Annotated in this window: 15 protein-coding genes, 1 rRNA gene and 1 pseudogene; 9 read left to right on the top strand and 8 right to left on the bottom strand. The window is 50.0% G+C overall.

From position 1 onward, the window contains the following. Positions 1 to 155 precede the first annotated feature (155 nt). From EL111_RS03070 to EL111_RS03045, 6 genes are read right to left on the bottom strand one after another with little or no spacing between them, the layout of a single operon-like run. The gene (locus EL111_RS03070) at positions 156 to 815 is read right to left on the bottom strand and encodes a MarC family protein (protein WP_123796125.1); all 660 of its coding nucleotides are present in this window, start codon (positions 813 to 815) and stop codon (positions 156 to 158) included. Further along, entirely contained in the window at positions 816 to 1,958 is a 1,143-nt protein-coding gene (gene rodA / locus EL111_RS03065; RefSeq protein WP_123796126.1) for a rod shape-determining protein RodA, read from the bottom strand. Next, the gene (gene mrdA, locus EL111_RS03060) at positions 1,951 to 4,026 is read right to left on the bottom strand and encodes a penicillin-binding protein 2 (protein ID WP_123796127.1); all 2,076 of its coding nucleotides are present in this window, start codon (positions 4,024 to 4,026) and stop codon (positions 1,951 to 1,953) included. The genes rodA and mrdA overlap by 8 nt, the downstream gene beginning before the upstream one ends. Positions 4,027 to 4,028: 2 nt before the next feature. Further along, positions 4,029 to 4,532, bottom strand: a complete 504-nt coding sequence (mreD, locus tag EL111_RS03055) for a rod shape-determining protein MreD (RefSeq protein WP_123796128.1) — start codon at positions 4,530 to 4,532, stop codon at positions 4,029 to 4,031. A 12-nt stretch (positions 4,533 to 4,544) separates the two neighbouring features. Continuing rightward, positions 4,545 to 5,387: a rod shape-determining protein MreC gene (gene mreC / locus EL111_RS03050; RefSeq protein ID WP_123796129.1), complete on the bottom strand. Its 843-nt coding sequence runs from the start codon at positions 5,385 to 5,387 to the stop codon at positions 4,545 to 4,547. A gap of 12 nt (positions 5,388 to 5,399) precedes the next feature. After that, on the bottom strand, positions 5,400 to 6,440 hold the full coding sequence (locus tag EL111_RS03045; protein WP_123796130.1) for a rod shape-determining protein: 1,041 nt from the start codon (positions 6,438 to 6,440) through the stop codon (positions 5,400 to 5,402). 248 nt (positions 6,441 to 6,688) lie between these two features. Between EL111_RS03045 and gatC the strand changes: the two genes are divergently transcribed. The 9 genes and pseudogenes from gatC (at position 6,689) to EL111_RS03005 (ending at position 16,079) form a co-directional block, all read left to right on the top strand. Next, positions 6,689 to 6,979, top strand: a complete 291-nt coding sequence (gene gatC / locus EL111_RS03040) for an Asp-tRNA(Asn)/Glu-tRNA(Gln) amidotransferase subunit GatC (protein WP_123796131.1) — start codon at positions 6,689 to 6,691, stop codon at positions 6,977 to 6,979. 123 nt (positions 6,980 to 7,102) lie between these two features. After that, positions 7,103 to 8,551 carry an Asp-tRNA(Asn)/Glu-tRNA(Gln) amidotransferase subunit GatA gene (gatA, locus tag EL111_RS03035; protein WP_123796132.1) on the top strand — a complete coding sequence of 483 codons (1,449 nt, stop codon included), beginning with the start codon at positions 7,103 to 7,105 and terminating at the stop codon, positions 8,549 to 8,551. A gap of 33 nt (positions 8,552 to 8,584) precedes the next feature. Continuing rightward, a complete protein-coding gene (locus EL111_RS10490; RefSeq protein ID WP_162843000.1) occupies positions 8,585 to 8,755 on the top strand; it encodes a hypothetical protein in 171 nt (56 codons plus the stop codon). Then, the gene (locus tag EL111_RS03030) at positions 8,745 to 9,329 is read left to right on the top strand and encodes an ATPase (protein WP_123796133.1); all 585 of its coding nucleotides are present in this window, start codon (positions 8,745 to 8,747) and stop codon (positions 9,327 to 9,329) included. The genes EL111_RS10490 and EL111_RS03030 overlap by 11 nt, the downstream gene beginning before the upstream one ends. Positions 9,330 to 9,358: 29 nt before the next feature. After that, positions 9,359 to 10,789 (top strand): Asp-tRNA(Asn)/Glu-tRNA(Gln) amidotransferase subunit GatB, encoded by a 1,431-nt coding sequence (gatB, locus tag EL111_RS03025; RefSeq protein ID WP_123796134.1) that lies wholly within the window; start codon positions 9,359 to 9,361, stop codon positions 10,787 to 10,789. A 374-nt stretch (positions 10,790 to 11,163) separates the two neighbouring features. Next, positions 11,164 to 12,180: an FAD-binding oxidoreductase gene (locus EL111_RS03020; RefSeq protein ID WP_123796135.1), complete on the top strand. Its 1,017-nt coding sequence runs from the start codon at positions 11,164 to 11,166 to the stop codon at positions 12,178 to 12,180. Positions 12,181 to 12,830: 650 nt separating this feature from the next. After that, complete coding sequence (gene rpoH / locus EL111_RS03015; protein WP_123796136.1) at positions 12,831 to 13,694, top strand: RNA polymerase sigma factor RpoH; 864 nt, start codon at positions 12,831 to 12,833, stop codon at positions 13,692 to 13,694. A 194-nt stretch (positions 13,695 to 13,888) separates the two neighbouring features. Further along, entirely contained in the window at positions 13,889 to 15,142 is a 1,254-nt protein-coding gene (gene hemA, locus EL111_RS03010) for a glutamyl-tRNA reductase (RefSeq protein ID WP_123796137.1), read from the top strand. Positions 15,143 to 15,232: 90 nt separating this feature from the next. Beyond that, positions 15,233 to 16,079: pseudogene (locus tag EL111_RS03005) on the top strand (IS630 family transposase). Between the two features lie 79 nt (positions 16,080 to 16,158). Here EL111_RS03005 and EL111_RS03000 read toward each other — a convergent pair. Then, on the bottom strand, positions 16,159 to 16,446 hold the full coding sequence (locus tag EL111_RS03000; protein WP_126325826.1) for a ComEA family DNA-binding protein: 288 nt from the start codon (positions 16,444 to 16,446) through the stop codon (positions 16,159 to 16,161). Positions 16,447 to 16,673: 227 nt separating this feature from the next. Next, a 5S ribosomal RNA gene (gene rrf / locus EL111_RS02995) occupies positions 16,674 to 16,787 on the bottom strand. Positions 16,788 to 16,807: the final 20 nt, after the last annotated feature.

The raw sequence follows: 16,807 nt of genomic DNA, 5'->3' as shown, positions 1-16,807 counted from the left end.
TTGAAATATCCGGCAGGCCGTCTGAAAACATTTGCAGATATTTTTGTTTTTATGCAACAAGAACAGCCGTTTCCATCGACGATACTGCGAAAATTTACTTTTATGCCGTCTGCAAAATACGGTTTTTGCAGACGGCATGTTTAGGTTTGGAAGATTTAATTGGCCAATTGCGGAAAAATCGTTTTCAAACCGGCAACGATAATCTCCACCGATACCGCCGCCAGCATCATGCCCATTACCCTGTTGAGAATAGTCAGGCCGGTATCGCCCAGCCATTTGCTGATTTTGGCAGACGCCATCAGTGTCATACAGCAAGCCGTGCTGATAATTAATCCGGCCGCGATAATGGAAATAATGTCCCAATAGTGCTTGGCGGCAGAAGCATAAATGATAACGGTAGAAATACCGCCGGGGCCAATCATCATCGGAATGGCAATCGGCACAACTGCAACAGCCATGCCGTTGTTTTTCGGCGCGGTTACGGTAATGGCGTTTTCCTCGCTGGTACCCAAATCAGGCTTTGCAGGATTGTCGTTGCCGCTCATCATCGAAATCGCAATCAGCAAAACCAAAATACCGCCGCCCACTTGGAACGATCCGACACTGATGCCTAACAACTTCAACAAAAAACCACCCGATACTGCAAATACGGAAATCACGACAAATACCGTCAATGCAGCTGCCTGCGCTACCCTGCGGCGTTCGCGCGAACTGTAATTACGCGTCAAATCAAGATAAATCGCCAGCGCACTGAACGGGTTAATCAGCACCATAAATGCCAATATCAATTTGGTAATTTCAACACCAAGCTCCATTTATCCGTTTCCTTTGTTGAACTTCCGCTCATTGGCAATCCCCATCAGCAGTGCCAGCACCATCATTATCGAAATCGTCGCCGTGCCGCCGTAACTGACCAACGGCAACGGCACGCCTACAACCGGTAAAATACCGCTGACCATACCCATATTGACGAAAGCATAACAGAAAAACGTCATGGTCAGCGAGGCGGCCAAAGCGCGGCTGTACAAACTTTGCGCGCGGGCGGCAATATACAGCCCCCGTCCGAGAATAACCAAGTATACCGACAACAGCAGAATATTGCCGATCAAACCAAACTCTTCACCATAAACCGCAAAAATAAAATCGGTTGTCGCTTCAGGAATATAATCCAGATGAGTTTGCGTACCGTTGAGCCAGCCTTTGCCCCACACGCCTCCCGAGCCGATGGCAATCATGGATTGAATGATGTGGTAGCCGCTGCCCAAAGGGTCTTTGGTCGGATCGAGCAGCGTCAGCACCCGCGTTTTCTGGTAATCGTGCAACCCGTAATTCCATAATAACGGCAAGGCGGCAACAAACGCGGCAGCCGCAGCAAAAATCACTTTCCAAGACAGCCCGGCGAAAAAAATAACAAACAGCCCGGAAGCCGTAATCAATATCGCCGTTCCCAAATCTGGCTGTTTCAAAATCAGCGCAACCGGCACGGCAACCAACAGTATGGCGGCCAAATAGTGATGGCGGCGCAACCTGCCTTCATAACGCTGGAAATACCAAGCAACCGTCATCGGCAGGCCGATTTTCATGATTTCCGAAGGCTGGATTCGGATACCCAAATCTATCCAGCGCGTCGAACCGTTTACCGTTACCCCCGCTACTTCTACACCGACCAGCAGCAACACCCCAACCAAATAAACAGGCAAGGCAAATTTTGCTATCTGATGCGGCGGAACGGCGGCCACAATCCACAATATCACAAAACCCAATACCGTATGCAGCGTTTTGTTTTCCAACTGCCCAAATTCCTGCCCATCCGCCGAGTACAGCAGAAACAGGCTCATGATATAAACCGCCAGCATGGAGAAAAACAGCCATGAATCAAACGGCTGGCGCAAGTGGCGGATAACGGCAGCCCATGCAGGATTACCGGCAGCACCTTGCTTATCGGAATACTCACTCATACCGGCCTCCCGTGGAATCCACCTGTTCTTCCTTATCCTGCAAACCTCCTACACCGTAGGCCGCCTGAAAAGCAGACGGCCTTTGCCTATGTTCCGGCAACTTGTCAGAGATATTGTTACCCTCAACCCAAGCAGGAAGATTATTCTGCTTCATATCCAGCAAATAAAAGTCAGTCAGACTGCGCGCCAACGGTGCGGCATTCGCACCCCAGCCGCCGTTTTCCAAAATCACGGCAAGGGCGATTTCCGGCTTCTTCACCGGAGCAAATGAAATAAACCATGCATGGTCGCGATGCTGCTCGCGCAAGGCCGCCGCATTGTAGGTTTTACCCTGCTTAATCTGCACCACTTGCGCCGTACCGGTTTTGCCGCCCATGGTATAAGGTGCTCCGCCGATACGCCAAGCTGTTCCTCCCGGCTTCAAAACTTTCGCCATTGCGTTTTTCACATATTCAAAATTGTCTGATTTAAACGGAATCTGATAGGAAGGCTTCGGGTTGATTCGGGTTATTTCCCGATTGCCGTAATCCAGCAACTCCTTCACCAGATGAGGCCGGTACACCACACCGTTATTCGACAGCGAAGCGGTAGCGTGCGCCATTTGCAGCGGAGTATAGGCATTATAGCCTTGGCCGATACTGACCGATACCATCTCCCCTGCGCCCCATTCCCTAGTCTTCGGATCTTTGGCTTTGGCAAAACGTTTCGCTTTCCATTCCCTGCTTGGCAGAATACCTCTGTATTCGTGCGGCAAATCAATGCCCGTCTGCACACCCAAGCCAAACTTGGCAAGATAGGGGGAAATGCGGTCAATCCCGGCTTCATAGCCCAAGCGGTAAAAAAACGTATCGGAAGAAACTTGAATGGCCTTGCTCAAGTTGGCCGTACCGTGTCCCCTGCGTACCGAATCGCGGAAAATATGGCTGCTGCCCGGAATGCTCCACGCTCCCGGAGCGGGTACAACCGTACTTTGGCTGATTTTGCCGCTTTCCAGCAAAGCCATGCCCATAAACGGCTTGAACGTCGATCCCGGAGGATACAGACCTTGCGTAACACGGTTAATCAGCGGACGCTGCCAATCCTCATTCAATGCTTTCCATGTCTCGCTGTCGATACCGTCAATAAACAAATTGGGATCAAAAGAAGGTTTGGAAACAAATGCCAACACATCGCCGTTTTGCGGATTGAGAGCCACCATTGCCCCGCGCCGATTACCCATAATTCGGTCGGCCTCCTGCTGCACCCGTATATCCAGACCCAAACGCAGCGTTTGCCCCATTTTCGGCGGTACTTCTTTCAAAACCCTGACAATATTGCCGTATGCATCTTTTTCTACCTCACGATAGCCGGGAATACCGTGGAGCTGGTGCTCATAATAACTTTCCAGACCGGATTTCCCGATATGGGTCGTACCGCGGTACAGCGCAGTCAAATCCTGCTCTTTCAATTTTTCCTGATCACGGTCGCTGATGCGCCCGATATACCCCAAAAAGTGCGAAGTCAGCTTGCCGTAAGGATATTCTCTGAATGTTCTGGCATTTACTTCCACTCCGGGATATTTGTGCAGATGTACCGCCAATTTGGCTGCTTCTTCGTCACTCAGCTTTAATTTAAGCGGAATATTTTCATATTTACGGTAGGTTTCACGGTATTTCCGAAAACGCCTGAGATCGGCCGGCGTAATCTCCACATACTGCCGGAGCGTTTCAATCAAATCATCTATTTTGCCCTCGATACGGCCGGGCACTACTTCCAATGAGAAAACAGAATAATTTCTTGCCAAAGGTACACCGTTGACATCGACGATTTCGCCGCGAACCGGCGGCGTAGGAATCAGCATAATGCGGTTGCTGGAGGCTCTGCCGGAAAAATCGTCATGACGCACGACTTGCAGATAAACAAAGCGTGCCAACAATACGGCAAACAATAATACGATGAAAGCAAACGACACCAGCAGCCGCAAGAGAAAATCAGGACGGTCGGCAGCGGTATGTTTGGTAGGAATACTGACTTTGTGTTCGGGAGTAGAATTTTGAACCGAACCTGCAGAAAACGGTTTTTTCAACATAATCAGCGGATACGGCGGGAAGAAGCGGAAAACATCATCAAAATCTGACTAAACAGCGGCCACACCAATGCTCCCGATACTGGAGCAAGCAAACTGTGCCAAGTAATAATCTGATGATTGAGAAACAGACGTGCCGCAACCAGCACGGTTTGGTTGCACAATAATGCCGCCAACACAGCAAAAATCTGCATAGCATAACCATACAACATGATTTGGCGACGGTAGCGCAAGACAAAAAACACCATTACCGTATAAGAAAGCGCATGCAAACCCAAAGACGCCGCCGTCCCTACATCAACCAGCAACCCCAACACAAACGCTACGCCCATACCGCTCCATTGCGGACGGTGCAGCGACCAATAAAGCAGTGTTAAGGCTGTCCATTCCGGCAGCCAAAAAAACATTTCAAACGGAAACGGCATTAAATCCAGCAACAATGCCAGTACAAAACTGATCACAATGGTACGCAGCCGTACCGGAACAGCAAAGTCGTCTAACTCGTTCATGAACTACCCGTATTATTTATTATTGTTATTTGCAGACGGCAAAACCAAAACAAACCTGCTGCCGCGCAATCCCGCAAACGGCACAAGTTCCGTTTCATAATAAGGCGTACCCGAAGCACGCACCACCTTACCAAGCGTAGCCACAGGAATACCCGGCGGATACACGCTATCCAACCCCGAAGTCAGCAATACATCATTCGGCTGCAAATCGGAAGCCATTGGGAAATAACGCAATTCCACGTTCGATCCGCTGCCATATATCAGGCTTCGCTCCCCCGTACGCGCCACCATAACCGGCACCACACTTCTCTTACCGGAAATCAGCGTCACTTCCGCACTATAAGGCTGAACCTGTGTAACCTGACCAATAAGGCCGTTCTGATCGATAACCGCATCACCCTCGGACAAGCCTTGAATACTGCCTTTATCAAGAATCAGCTTTTCCGATAAAGGATCTTTACCGTTGGAAATCACTTCCGCCCCAACTACCGCGCCAATGTCACGTTGCTGTAAAGCATACAGCTTTTTCAACTCCGCCAGCTCATTACGGTTCACCTGATCGCGCTGCAAACGCATTTGCAGACGGCCGTTTTCTTCCAACAGCTCACGGTTTTGGCTTAATAAATCCGCCTGCGAACGGGCAAGATTTTCCACATGACGGTACAAGCGAACAGGCTGGTTGGCCAACCATTGCAATGGATACATCGCAGTAGCCGCCGCTTGACGTAAAGTCTGAACCGCGGCAAAACGACTGTCGAGCAGCATTAACGCCACCGCCAACACAACATATCCGGTAAAGCGCCACAGCAGTTTTTTTCTTTCCGCGCCACCAAAGCGCAAAGACGACGATCTCATCTCTGCTCCGTATTAAGGATTATCCGCAAATACGGCATCCCACTTTCCGATACAATCCAAAGCCTTGCCTGCACCGTAAGCCACACAATTCAGTGGCTCTCCGGCAATACCCACCGGCAGGCCGGTCGCATCAGCCAGCAGAGTATCCAAACCTTGCAGCAGCGCACCGCCGCCCGTCAGCATGATACCTCGGTCTGCCAAATCACCGGCCAACTCAGGAGGCGCCTGCTCCAATGCCAAGCGCACTGCACGGACAATCAGCTCCAGCGGCCCACCCAATGCCTCACGGATTTCATCGGAAGTAACCGTCAGCGACTTAGGCGTACCCTCGGTTACGTCCCTGCCTTTAATCCGCAATGCGCCGATATTATTATCAGACTCAAAAGCCGAACCGATTTTCTTTTTCAAGTCTTCAGCCGTTGCCTCGCCGACCAACACGCCTCGCTGACGGCGCAAATAATGGACAATACTCTCATCAAAGGCATCGCCGCCTACCCGAACCGAATCCGAATAAGCAATACCGCCAAGCGACAAGATACCGATTTCAGTCGTTCCCCCGCCGATGTCGACAATCATCGAGCCAGCAGTTTCCTCAACCGGCAAACCCGCACCCAAGGCAGCAGCCATCGGCTCTTCAATCAGATAAACACCGGCAGCGCCGGCAGCAAACGCTGAATCACGAATAACCTTGCGTTCGACCTGAGTCGAACCGCCCGGTACACAAATCACCACCCGCGGCGGCAGGAAAGAACGGCCTTCGGTTGCTTTTTTTATCAAAATACCCAACATACGCTCAGTCAGGTCAAAATCAGCAATCACGCCATCTTTCATCGGACGGACAATTTCGATATTGCGCGGTGCACGACCTTGCATTTTTTTGGCTTCCGTACCCACGGCAATAATCTTGGATTTGCCGCCTGCAACAGCCTGAACCGCCACCACAGAAGGTTCATCTAAGACGATTCCCTTATCGCGCACATAAATCAGCGTGTTTGCCGTACCTAAATCAATGGCAATATCATTGGAAAAAAAACGGGAAAACAAACGAAACATGAAAATACCTGAGTTTGGGCACGCCACGGTTTCAACGCGGCAAACCCGATAATGATAATGACGAGATACTCAATCTTTTGGCAACAATACTTTTGCAGACGGCCTTACCACCGGCAAACGGCGGAGAAAGCCCGAAAAACACCATGCCACCCCTTGAATTTTTCGGTTATAATTCTTCGTTTATATATGAAGATGAACGCAATGATACCCTATCACAGGGTAAATTGGCTATCAAACAAGGATTTTTTATGGCTTTAAGCTTACAAGACGTGGAAAAAATCGCCCGCCTTTCGCGCCTGAAACTCAACGGCGATGAAAAAACGCAGATTCTTCAGGAGCTAAACGACATTTTCACACTGGTTGAGAAAATGCAAACCGTTGATACAAACGGGGTAGAGCCGATGGCACACCCCCACGAAGCCGCCCTGCGCCTGCGCGAAGACGAAGTTACCGAAACCGACCGCGCCGCCGAATATCAGGCCGTCGCCCCCGAAGTGCGCAACCGTCTGTATATCGTGCCGCAGGTGATTGAAGAATAAGGTTTTCAGACAGGCTTGTTTAAAAAATGAAATGCCTGTCTGAAAAACACCAATGCGCCGAACAATGCCTGTCTGAAAACTTTTCAGACAGGCCTTCCAACTCCCGAATCCGAAGATACCGCCATGCCCCAATACACCCTCAAACAAGCCTCCGAGCTGTTGCAGTCCAAACAAATTTCCGCTGTCGAACTGGCCGCCGAATATCTTGCCGCCATCGATGCGAAAAACCCCGCGCTCAACGGCTACATTACTTTAGATAAAGAAAAAACCCTCGCCGAAGCCCGCGCTGCCGATGCGCGTATCGCTGCAGGCCAAGCCACCACACTTACCGGTGTGCCGATTGCCTTTAAAGATATTTTCTGCCAAACCGGCTGGAAGAGTGCCTGCTCCAGCAAAATGCTGGACAATTTCGTCTCGCCGTACACCGCTACCGTGGTGCAAAACCTGCTGGACGAAGGTATGGTGACGCTCGGCCGCGCCAATATGGACGAATTTGCCATGGGTTCGACCAACGAAACCTCGTTTTACGGTGCCACCAAAAACCCGTGGAATTTGGAACACGTTCCCGGCGGCTCGTCCGGCGGCTCGGCAGCCGTTGTCGCCGCGCGCCTTGCCCCTGCCGCACTCGGCTCGGACACCGGCGGCTCCATCCGCCAGCCCGCTTCGCATTGCGGCATCACCGGCATCAAACCGACCTACGGTACCGTTTCCCGCTTCGGCATGGTGGCCTATGCCTCCAGCTTCGACCAAGCCGGTCCGATGGCGCAAACCGCCGAAGACTGCGCGATTTTGCTCAACGCCATGGCAGGCTTCGACGAACGCGACTCCACCAGCTTGGAACGTGCAAAAGAAGATTACACCCGCGATTTGAACCAACCGTTGAAAGGCTTGAAAGTAGGTTTGCCCAAGGAATATTTCGGTGAAAACAACAGTACTGATGTTCAGACGGCATTGCAGCAGGTTATCGGCCTGCTGAAGGCGCAAGGTGCGGAAACGGTAGAAGTTTCCCTGCCGAAAACAGAGCTGTCCATTCCCGCCTACTATGTACTGACCTCCGCCGAAGCCAGTACCAACCTTTCCCGCTATGACGGCGTGCGCTACGGCCACCGTGCCGCCCAATTCGGCGATTTGGAAGAAATGTACAGCAACACCCGCGCCGAAGGCTTCGGCAGCGAGGTGAAACGACGCATCATGATCGGCACCTACGTTTTGAGCCACGGCTACTACGATGCCTACTACCTCAAAGCCCAAAAACTGCGCCGCCTCGTTGCCAACGATTTTCAGACGGCATTGAAAGACTGCGACCTGATTTTAGGCCCCGCCGCCCCGACCACCGCTCCGTTGCTGGGCAGCCTGAACACCGATCCCGTTCAGGCATACCTGTCGGACATCTACACCGTATCCGTCAACCTTGCCGGCCTCCCCGCCCTCAGCCTGCCGGCAGGTTTCGGTACAAACGGCCTGCCCGTGGGCGTGCAACTGATTGGCAATTACTTCAGCGAAGCCAAGCTGCTAAACGCTGCCCATCAGATTCAGATGAACAGCGATTGGCATACGAAAACGCCTGTCTGAAAAGACTCAGGCCGTCTGAAAGGAAATACCGGCATGACACCGCTCGAACAAATCGTGGAAAAACAGCGTCAACTGCAATTACAGTTTGCCGTTTGGATGGCCGCCAAAAAGCGGCAGGAAGTGCTGACATTCCGCCGCGCCAACGGTGATTTGGTCGAACACCACCCCGACGGCACGGAAAAAGTGGTGCAATATGCCGAATAATTTGGCTATTTTCTACTGCGGTATCAATGGCGCAGGCAAATCGACATTGCGGACGTTCAATCACGATGCCGTTGAAATCGTGATTGATTCAGACCATATCGCAACGCAGATTAAGCCTGCCCACCCGCGCCTTGCCGATATGGAGGCAGGCAGAAAAGCCATCAGCCTGTTTCAATTCGCAATACAGCAGCACTTGTCGTTTTCAATGGAATCCACCTTGTCTGGCCGCTCCATTTTGCAACGTATGAAAGCGGCGCACGAAAACGGCTTTCATGTGCGTTTGAATGATGTTGCCGTGGATGATGCGGCTATTAACTTAGCTCGTATGGCCGCACGAGCCAAAGCGGGTGGGCATTTTATTGACAGCAACACGGTACGCCGACGTTTTCAGACGGCCTCAAAGCATTTATTGCAAGCTCTGCCGCTTTGCCATGAAGTCTTTGTGTACGACAACTCCTATGAGCAGCCTAATCTTATCTTTTGGCTGACTAAGTCCCGCATCACGCAACTGAGCGAAAAACTGCCAGCGTGGGGTGTGCAATTACAAACTGATTTATTGCGCTTGGGCTACTAGAAAATTTTAATTGTTAAAGAGATGAAACCATGACCTGGGAAACCATAATCGGACTGGAAATCCACGTCCAATTAAACACCAAATCCAAAATTTTCAGCGGTGCGTCGACCGCGTTCGGTGCCGAGCCGAATGCACATGCCAGCGTGGTGGAATGCGCGCTGCCGGGCGTGCTGCCGGTGATGAACCGCGAGGCGGTGGCCAAAGCCATTAAATTGGGTTTGGCGTTGGATGCGAAAATCAATCAGAAAAACGTGTTCGACCGCAAAAACTATTTCTATCCCGACCTGCCCAAAGGCTATCAGATCAGCCAGTTGGATCTGCCGATTGTGGAACACGGCAAGCTGGAAATCGTGGTGGGCGACGAGGTGAAAACCATCAATGTTACCCGCGCGCACATGGAAGAAGATGCGGGCAAATCGGTGCACGAAGGTTTGAGCGGTGCGACGGGCATCGATTTGAACCGCGCGGGTACGCCGCTGTTGGAAGTGGTGTCCGAGCCGGAAATGCGTTCCGCCGCCGAGGCGGTGGCGTATGCCAAAGCCCTGCACGGCTTGGTGACTTGGCTGGACATTTGCGACGGCAATATGGCGGAAGGATCGTTCCGCGTGGATGCCAACGTATCGGTGCGCCCGAAAGGCCAGTCTGAATTCGGCACGCGCCGCGAAATTAAAAACCTGAATTCGTTCCGCTTCTTGGAAGCCGCCATCAATTACGAAGTGGAAGCGCAAATCGAGATTTTGGAAGACGGTGGCAAAGTGCAGCAGGCAACCATGCTGTTCGACCCCGACAAGGGTGAAACCCGCGTGATGCGCTTGAAAGAAGACGCGCACGACTACCGCTATTTCCCCGATCCCGACCTGCTGCCCGTTATCATTTCAGACGGCCAGTTGCAGAAAGCGCGCGAGGAAATGCCCGAGTTGCCGAAAGAAATGGCGGCGCGTTTTGTGGCGGAATACGGTGTATCCGATTACGACGCACGCCTGCTCACCGCCGGCCGTGTTCAGGCAGCCTTCTTTGAAGAAGCGGCCAAAGCGAGCGGCCAAGGCAAGCTGGTAGCTAACTGGATGAACGGCGAACTGGCGGCCACGCTGAACAAAGAAGGCTTGGAATTGGCAGCCAGCCCGATTACCGCCGCACGCTTGGCGGCACTGGTGGGCAAAATTTCAGACGGCACTTTGAGCAGCAAGCTGGCGAAAAAGGCCTTTGAAGCGATGTGGGCGGAACCGGAAGCCTCCATCGAACAAATCATCGAGAAACACGGTTTGGTACAAATCACCGACACCGGCGCCATCGAAGCAATGGTGGACGAAGTGTTGGCAAACAATGCCAAAGCCGTCGAGCAGTTTAAAGCGGGCAACGAAAAAGCCCTCAACGCGATTGTCGGCCAAGTGATGAAGGCCAGCAAAGGCAAGGCCAATCCGGCGCAGGTGCAAGAGTTGGTGAAAGCGAAGCTGGGCTAAACGCTCCCCCGTATATTGTTTTGTTGTTTGATACAGAATGATACGGCATTGCCACACCTTGTTTAAAAGGGTGCTTGCCAAGCCACCAAAGCAGCAAGTCCGCCAACCCGTACTATTTGTACTGCCTGCCGCTTGATTTCATTCCGTGTTATGCAAAATAACCCATCAGGCCGTCTGTAAAATCACGTTGCAAAACGAATGCAGCGATTTGCAGACGGCCTTCATAAGTTTTCATGCCACTCCACAGGCAAACTGCATCCATCATCTACCATAAAAGCAAAACGGAGCAAAACTCCGAGCGCGCAACAGCGCATCTTTCTTGTTTTAGCTCACCACAACCATCACACAACACATCAATCCCTTAAATATTCAGCATGACCCATTCCGTTACCTTATCCGACCAAACCACATTCAGCGTCCGCAAACACGAAACCATTCTGGCCGCCGCCGAGCGCCAAAACCTCAATCTGCCTCATTCTTGCAAAAGCGGTTTTTGCGGACAATGCAAAGCAGAATTAATCAGCGGCAAAGCCGTGATGAAAGAACATTCCGGCAAAGCACTGACGCAAGAAGAGGAAGCACAAGGTAAAATCCTGATGTGCTGTGCCACACTCGAAAGCAATTCCGAAATCAACATTCCCAATTATTCGGGGCATGAAACCTTGCCTGTCAGAACCCTGCCTGCACGTGTCTCCTCCATTACTTTCAAACACGATGTTGCCATCTTAAAGCTGACTCTGCCAAAAGCTCCGACCTTTGTCTTTCAAGCGGGGCAATATATCAACCTGTTACTTCCCGGCAACATCAGCCGCAGTTATTCGCTCGCCAACTCGCCGGCAGACAACAATATGATTGAACTGCATATCCGCAAACGTACAAACGGTATTTGTTCCAACATGATATTCAGCGATATGCCGTCTGTAAAACCCCAAAGCATCGTCCGTTTCAAAGGACCTCTCGGCACATTCCCGACACTCTCCAAGCCAAACCGCCCCCTTATCCTGCTCGCCACCGGAACAGGTTATGCCCCCATACGCAGTATGCTTCTCAAACTTATCCGCTTAAACACCAACCGCGAAGTACATTTCTACTGGGGCGCACGCAAAGCCGACGATTTATATGCACCGGAAGAAGCTGCCGAATTAATAAGCCGTCTGCAAAACAGTACGTTTACCCCCGTTTTATCCCAACCGGATCATAACTGGAATGGCTTGCGCGGTTACGTTCAACACGCTGCCGCGCAAGACCATACCGACATGAGCGGATACGATGTTTACGCTTGCGGTTCTGAAAAAATGATTACCGCCGCACAAGACTTTCTCTGCCAACAATGCAGCTTGAACCAAGATGCCTTTTCTTCCGATATTTTCAACGCCGCACCGCCGGAATAAACAACACGGCTCCAACCGCCGTTTTTGCAGACGGCATTCCGGCTTTTTTCTTGTCTTGCACCACCCGATTCGCATGAACTTGATTTGTATCAAAATCTAAAAACGATTTTCACTTATAATGCTTACCATAGTATCTGATAAGCATTTTGCTCATTTGTATACCTCCTGATTTGTTATCCTTCATATTGAAGTATTTCCTTATCTCTTTCCTCTTGATGTGTGTGTGTTTGGGTGTGGCCAGTCAGCCACCCCCTTTTTTTTAAATGTTTTCCCAACATATAGTCATTTAAAATAAGAATGATACATCGTTGCTTTGCCTTGCCGTACTATGTGTACTGTCTGCGGCTTCGCTGCCTTGTCTCATTCTTATTTTATTCGACTATACTATTCAGACAACCCATTATCAACAAATCATTTTTAACCATTTACATTCACTCCTGTTTGTAATAGAATGAATATATCCTGAGTAATTCACTCAAATATTAAAAAGCAATCGGTTTTCAAAAAATACACAAATCAAGCTATCGAACACTGATTGTTTACCATATAGAAGTTTGATAGCCATAAAAGGCCGGCGGTGTTATACTCTACCACTAAGCACACATCACAGCCGTCCGCAAGCGGCAACATACAAAAGGAAAACACCTCTGATGAATAACGCTTTTGCATTACCCGTCGTCCAAAGCGGCAACGGCAGCTTGGAGCAATACATTCATACTGTCAACAGCATTCCCATGCTGACTGCCGAGGAAGAACACAATCTTGCCGAACGCCAGCTCAAAGGCGATTTGGAAGCAGCAAAAAAACTGATACTCTCCCATCTGCGCGTTGTCGTATCCATCGCGCGCGGTTACGACGGATACGGGCTCAACCAAGCTGACTTGATTCAAGAAGGCAACATCGGCTTGATGAAAGCCGTCAAACGTTTCGAGCCTTCACGCGGTGCCCGTTTGTTTTCATTTGCCGTCCATTGGATTAAGGCAGAAATCCACGAATTTATCTTGCGAAACTGGCGTTTGGTTCGTGTAGCCACCACCAAGCCCCAGCGCAAACTGTTCTTCAATCTGCGCTCCATGCGTAAAAACCTGAACGCACTCTCGCCGAAAGAAGCACAAGCCATTGCCGATGATTTGGACGTGAAACTTTCCGATGTCTTGGAAATGGAACAACGCATGACCGGCCACGACATTGCCATCATGGCCGACAACAACGATGATGACGATAACTTCGCTCCTATCGACTGGTTGGCCGACAACGACTCCGAACCGACCAACCAAATCGCCAAGCAGGCTCACTACGCACTGCAAACCGAAGGCTTGCAGAATGCTTTGGCCCAACTCGACGAGCGCAGCCGCCGCATTGTTGAAACCCGCTGGCTGCAAGACGATGGCGGATTAACCTTACACGAACTGGCTGCCGAATATGGCGTATCCGCCGAACGTATCCGTCAAATCGAAGCCAAAGCCATGCAAAAACTACGCGGTTTCTTAACAGAAGAAGCTCAAGCAGTCTGAATACGCTTCTTCCAATCCGCCAAAGGCCGTCTGCAATTTACCTATCGAATTGCAGACGGCCTTTTAGCCGAATTTCATGACAGCAAACCATTAAAAGCCACTATCATCGGTATTTCCCAAACAAGCAAAGCATTCATTTCAAAGTCGGTTTACGCTATAATACTGCCCTACACACTCCATAATCCAAATATCTCATGCAACTTACCGCCGTCGGTCTCAATCACCAAACCGCACCTTTAAGCATACGCGAAAAATTGGCCTTTACTGCTGCCAACCTGCCTGAAGCCGTGCATAATCTGGCACAGAGCCACGCAGCAAAAGAAGCGGTAATTTTGTCTACCTGTAATCGTACCGAACTTTATTGTGTCGGCGAAACCGAATCCATCATCGAATGGCTGGCGCAATATCACGAACTTCCCATCAACGAAATCCTCCCCTACCTTTATACCTTAAACAGTAACGAAACCGTACGCCATGCCTTTCGTGTAGCCTGTGGTTTGGACTCTATGGTATTGGGAGAACCGCAAATCCTCGGTCAAATCAAAGAAGCTGTCCGCATCGCACAAGAACAGCAAAGCCTGAGCAGCCATTTGAACGCCCTGTTTCAAAAAACCTTTGCAGTAGCCAAAGAGGTTCGTACCGATACCGCTGTCGGTGAAAACTCCGTATCGATGGCCTCCGCTGCAGTCAAAATGGCAGAACAAATTTTCCCCAACATTGCCGATTTAAATGTCTTATTCATCGGCGCGGGAGAAATGATCGAACTGGTTGCTACCTACTTTGCCGCCAAAAATCCAAAACTGATTACCGTAGCCAACCGCACCCTGCCCCGTGCCCAAGAGTTGTGCGACAAACTCAGTGTCAATGCAGAACCATGCTTACTCGGAAATTTGCCCGGCATTCTACACGAATACGATGTAATTGTTTCCTCTACCGCAAGCCAGTTGCCCCTCGTCGGTAAAGGAATGGTAGAGCGCGCCTTAAAAAAACGTCATAACATTCCTGTTTTCCTATTGGACCTTGCCGTTCCTCGCGACATTGAAGCCGAAGTGGGAGAGCTGGGCGATGCCTATCTCTATACAGTCGACGACATGATAGAAATTGTCCAAAGCGGTAAAGAAGCCAGACAAAAAGCTGCTTCCGCTGCCGAAACGATGGTCGAAGAAAAAGTAGCAGAATTTATCGAATGGCAAAAGAGCCGTCAAAGCGTACCCCTGATTCGAGCCTTACGTGATGAAGGAGAAAAAGCACGCCGGGCAGTATTGGAAAATGCCATGAAACAGCTCTCAAAAGGTACACCTCCCGAAGAAGTATTAGAACGCCTATCCATTCAATTAACCAATAAATTACTGCACTCTCCAACCCGAACACTTAATAAAGCCGGTTCAGGAGATAACCATCTTGTCGAAGCAGTAACCCAAATATACCATTTAAAAGACCCCTCCTAAGCCCAGTTCTACCGAATCCACCTAGACCACAAGTAAATATAATAATTTAAAAATAAAATAGTACAATTCTGATTTATTTTGAGTAAAAAAATGGCATATTCAATAGATTTGCGGGAAAAAGCATTGAACCATTACAAGCAGTGTAATAACGCCAGCCAAACAGCCAAGACCTACGGCATATCAAGAAATACACTCTATCTTTGGATACAACTGGAAAAGCAAACAGGCAGCCTGAAACATCAAGTGAAAGGACAAAATGCTGCCAAGCTGGATACAGAAAAACTCAAACAATATGTCGGTCAGAATCCTGATGCCCATTTACATGAAATCGCCCAAGTGTTTAACTGCACAGCCCAAGCTGTTTTTTATGCACTCAAAAAGCTGGGTATCACACGTAAAAAAAGACCACCACTTACAGAGAACAAGACCCTTCGAAAGTAGCGCATTATTTAGCCCGATTAGCTCAATTTTCGGATTATCAACCGGTTTATTTGGACGAAACAGGATTCGATACCTATTTCTTTCCCCCTACGCCCGCAACCCCAAAGGGCAAATGGTTAAAACCAAGATAAGTGGAAAGAAATATCAACGGTTGTCATTGGTTGCTGCACAAATCGGGCAAAAACTGATTGCACCCATGGTTTATCAAAACACCATGACCAGTACTTTTTTTGAAGCATGGTTTGAAACCATGCTGTTGCCTGATTTGCCGCCAAAATCATTGATTATTTTAGATAATGCAAGATTTCACAGAATAAGTATTTTGCAAGAGATGGCACATCGTTGCGGACATGAAATTCTACCGCTTGCACCTTATTCTCCCGAATTGAATCCGATAGAGAAAACATGGGCAAATATTAAAAAATATATGCGTTCGGTTTTGCCCGGTTCAGATAATTTTACTGCTGCATTAATGTCCTATTTTTATTTTAATTAACTATAAAAGCCGTCTGCAAACCTATGGTCGATCTGCAGACGGCTTTTTCCCCGGTGATTTTCCGGGTTCTTCGTTCAGCCTACTTGCTAGCCGGCACGGCCTTACGTTTGTTCTGTACCGGCGCCACCGTGACCTCGGCCTTCAGTTTGCCATAAATTCCCTCACCGATACCCTTCACATTCTTCAGCTCTTCCGTCGTTTTGAAACCGCCGTTCTGCTGACGGTAGGCCACAATCGCTTTGGCTTTCGCAGGGCCGATGCCCGGCAGGGCCTCCAACTCGCTCTGAGCGGCCGTATTGATGTTTACCGCCGCCAACGACAAGCCTGCCGCCAACGCAGCCAGCGCACCGAACAGGAATTTTTTCATGAGCTTTCTCCTTCTGTTATCAAGATGTCAACCCGGCATCCGAGCGGATACCGCCTACAACCCCATCATAAATAAAGCCCCCAAGTGCTTCAAGCCTTTTGCCGAAGCACAGCAATCTTCTGTCTGACTTGTGCAACACCATACTCCATACCTCCCCCATATCTCCGCTACCCGGCAAGCAACAAAGTAAAAGCCCCCGACATGATGTCAGGGGCTTCGGAATGGGTGTTTGGCAGTGACCTACTTTCACATGGAAGAACCACACTATCATCGGCGCTGAGTCGTTTCACGGTCCTGTTCGGGATGGGAAGGCGTGGGACCAACTCGCTATGGCCGCCAAACTTAAACTGTACAAATCGGT

It is taken from the genome of Neisseria animalis, assembly GCF_900636515.1.
In the GTDB taxonomy this organism is placed as follows: domain Bacteria; phylum Pseudomonadota; class Gammaproteobacteria; order Burkholderiales; family Neisseriaceae; genus Neisseria; species Neisseria animalis.
This window is presented reverse-complemented; position numbering and strand designations above follow the sequence as displayed.

Coding starts and splice junctions, on each gene's coding strand:
- EL111_RS03070 (WP_123796125.1), bottom strand. CDS start 815: ATGGAGCTTGGTGTTGAAATTACCAAATTGATATTGGCATTTATGGTG.
- rodA (WP_123796126.1), bottom strand. CDS start 1,958: ATGAGTGAGTATTCCGATAAGCAAGGTGCTGCCGGTAATCCTGCATGG.
- mrdA (WP_123796127.1), bottom strand. CDS start 4,026: ATGTTGAAAAAACCGTTTTCTGCAGGTTCGGTTCAAAATTCTACTCCC.
- mreD (WP_123796128.1), bottom strand. CDS start 4,532: ATGAACGAGTTAGACGACTTTGCTGTTCCGGTACGGCTGCGTACCATT.
- mreC (WP_123796129.1), bottom strand. CDS start 5,387: ATGAGATCGTCGTCTTTGCGCTTTGGTGGCGCGGAAAGAAAAAAACTG.
- EL111_RS03045 (WP_123796130.1), bottom strand. CDS start 6,440: ATGTTTCGTTTGTTTTCCCGTTTTTTTTCCAATGATATTGCCATTGAT.
- gatC (WP_123796131.1), top strand. CDS start 6,689: ATGGCTTTAAGCTTACAAGACGTGGAAAAAATCGCCCGCCTTTCGCGC.
- gatA (WP_123796132.1), top strand. CDS start 7,103: ATGCCCCAATACACCCTCAAACAAGCCTCCGAGCTGTTGCAGTCCAAA.
- EL111_RS10490 (WP_162843000.1), top strand. CDS start 8,585: ATGACACCGCTCGAACAAATCGTGGAAAAACAGCGTCAACTGCAATTA.
- EL111_RS03030 (WP_123796133.1), top strand. CDS start 8,745: ATGCCGAATAATTTGGCTATTTTCTACTGCGGTATCAATGGCGCAGGC.
- gatB (WP_123796134.1), top strand. CDS start 9,359: ATGACCTGGGAAACCATAATCGGACTGGAAATCCACGTCCAATTAAAC.
- EL111_RS03020 (WP_123796135.1), top strand. CDS start 11,164: ATGACCCATTCCGTTACCTTATCCGACCAAACCACATTCAGCGTCCGC.
- rpoH (WP_123796136.1), top strand. CDS start 12,831: ATGAATAACGCTTTTGCATTACCCGTCGTCCAAAGCGGCAACGGCAGC.
- hemA (WP_123796137.1), top strand. CDS start 13,889: ATGCAACTTACCGCCGTCGGTCTCAATCACCAAACCGCACCTTTAAGC.
- EL111_RS03000 (WP_126325826.1), bottom strand. CDS start 16,446: ATGAAAAAATTCCTGTTCGGTGCGCTGGCTGCGTTGGCGGCAGGCTTG.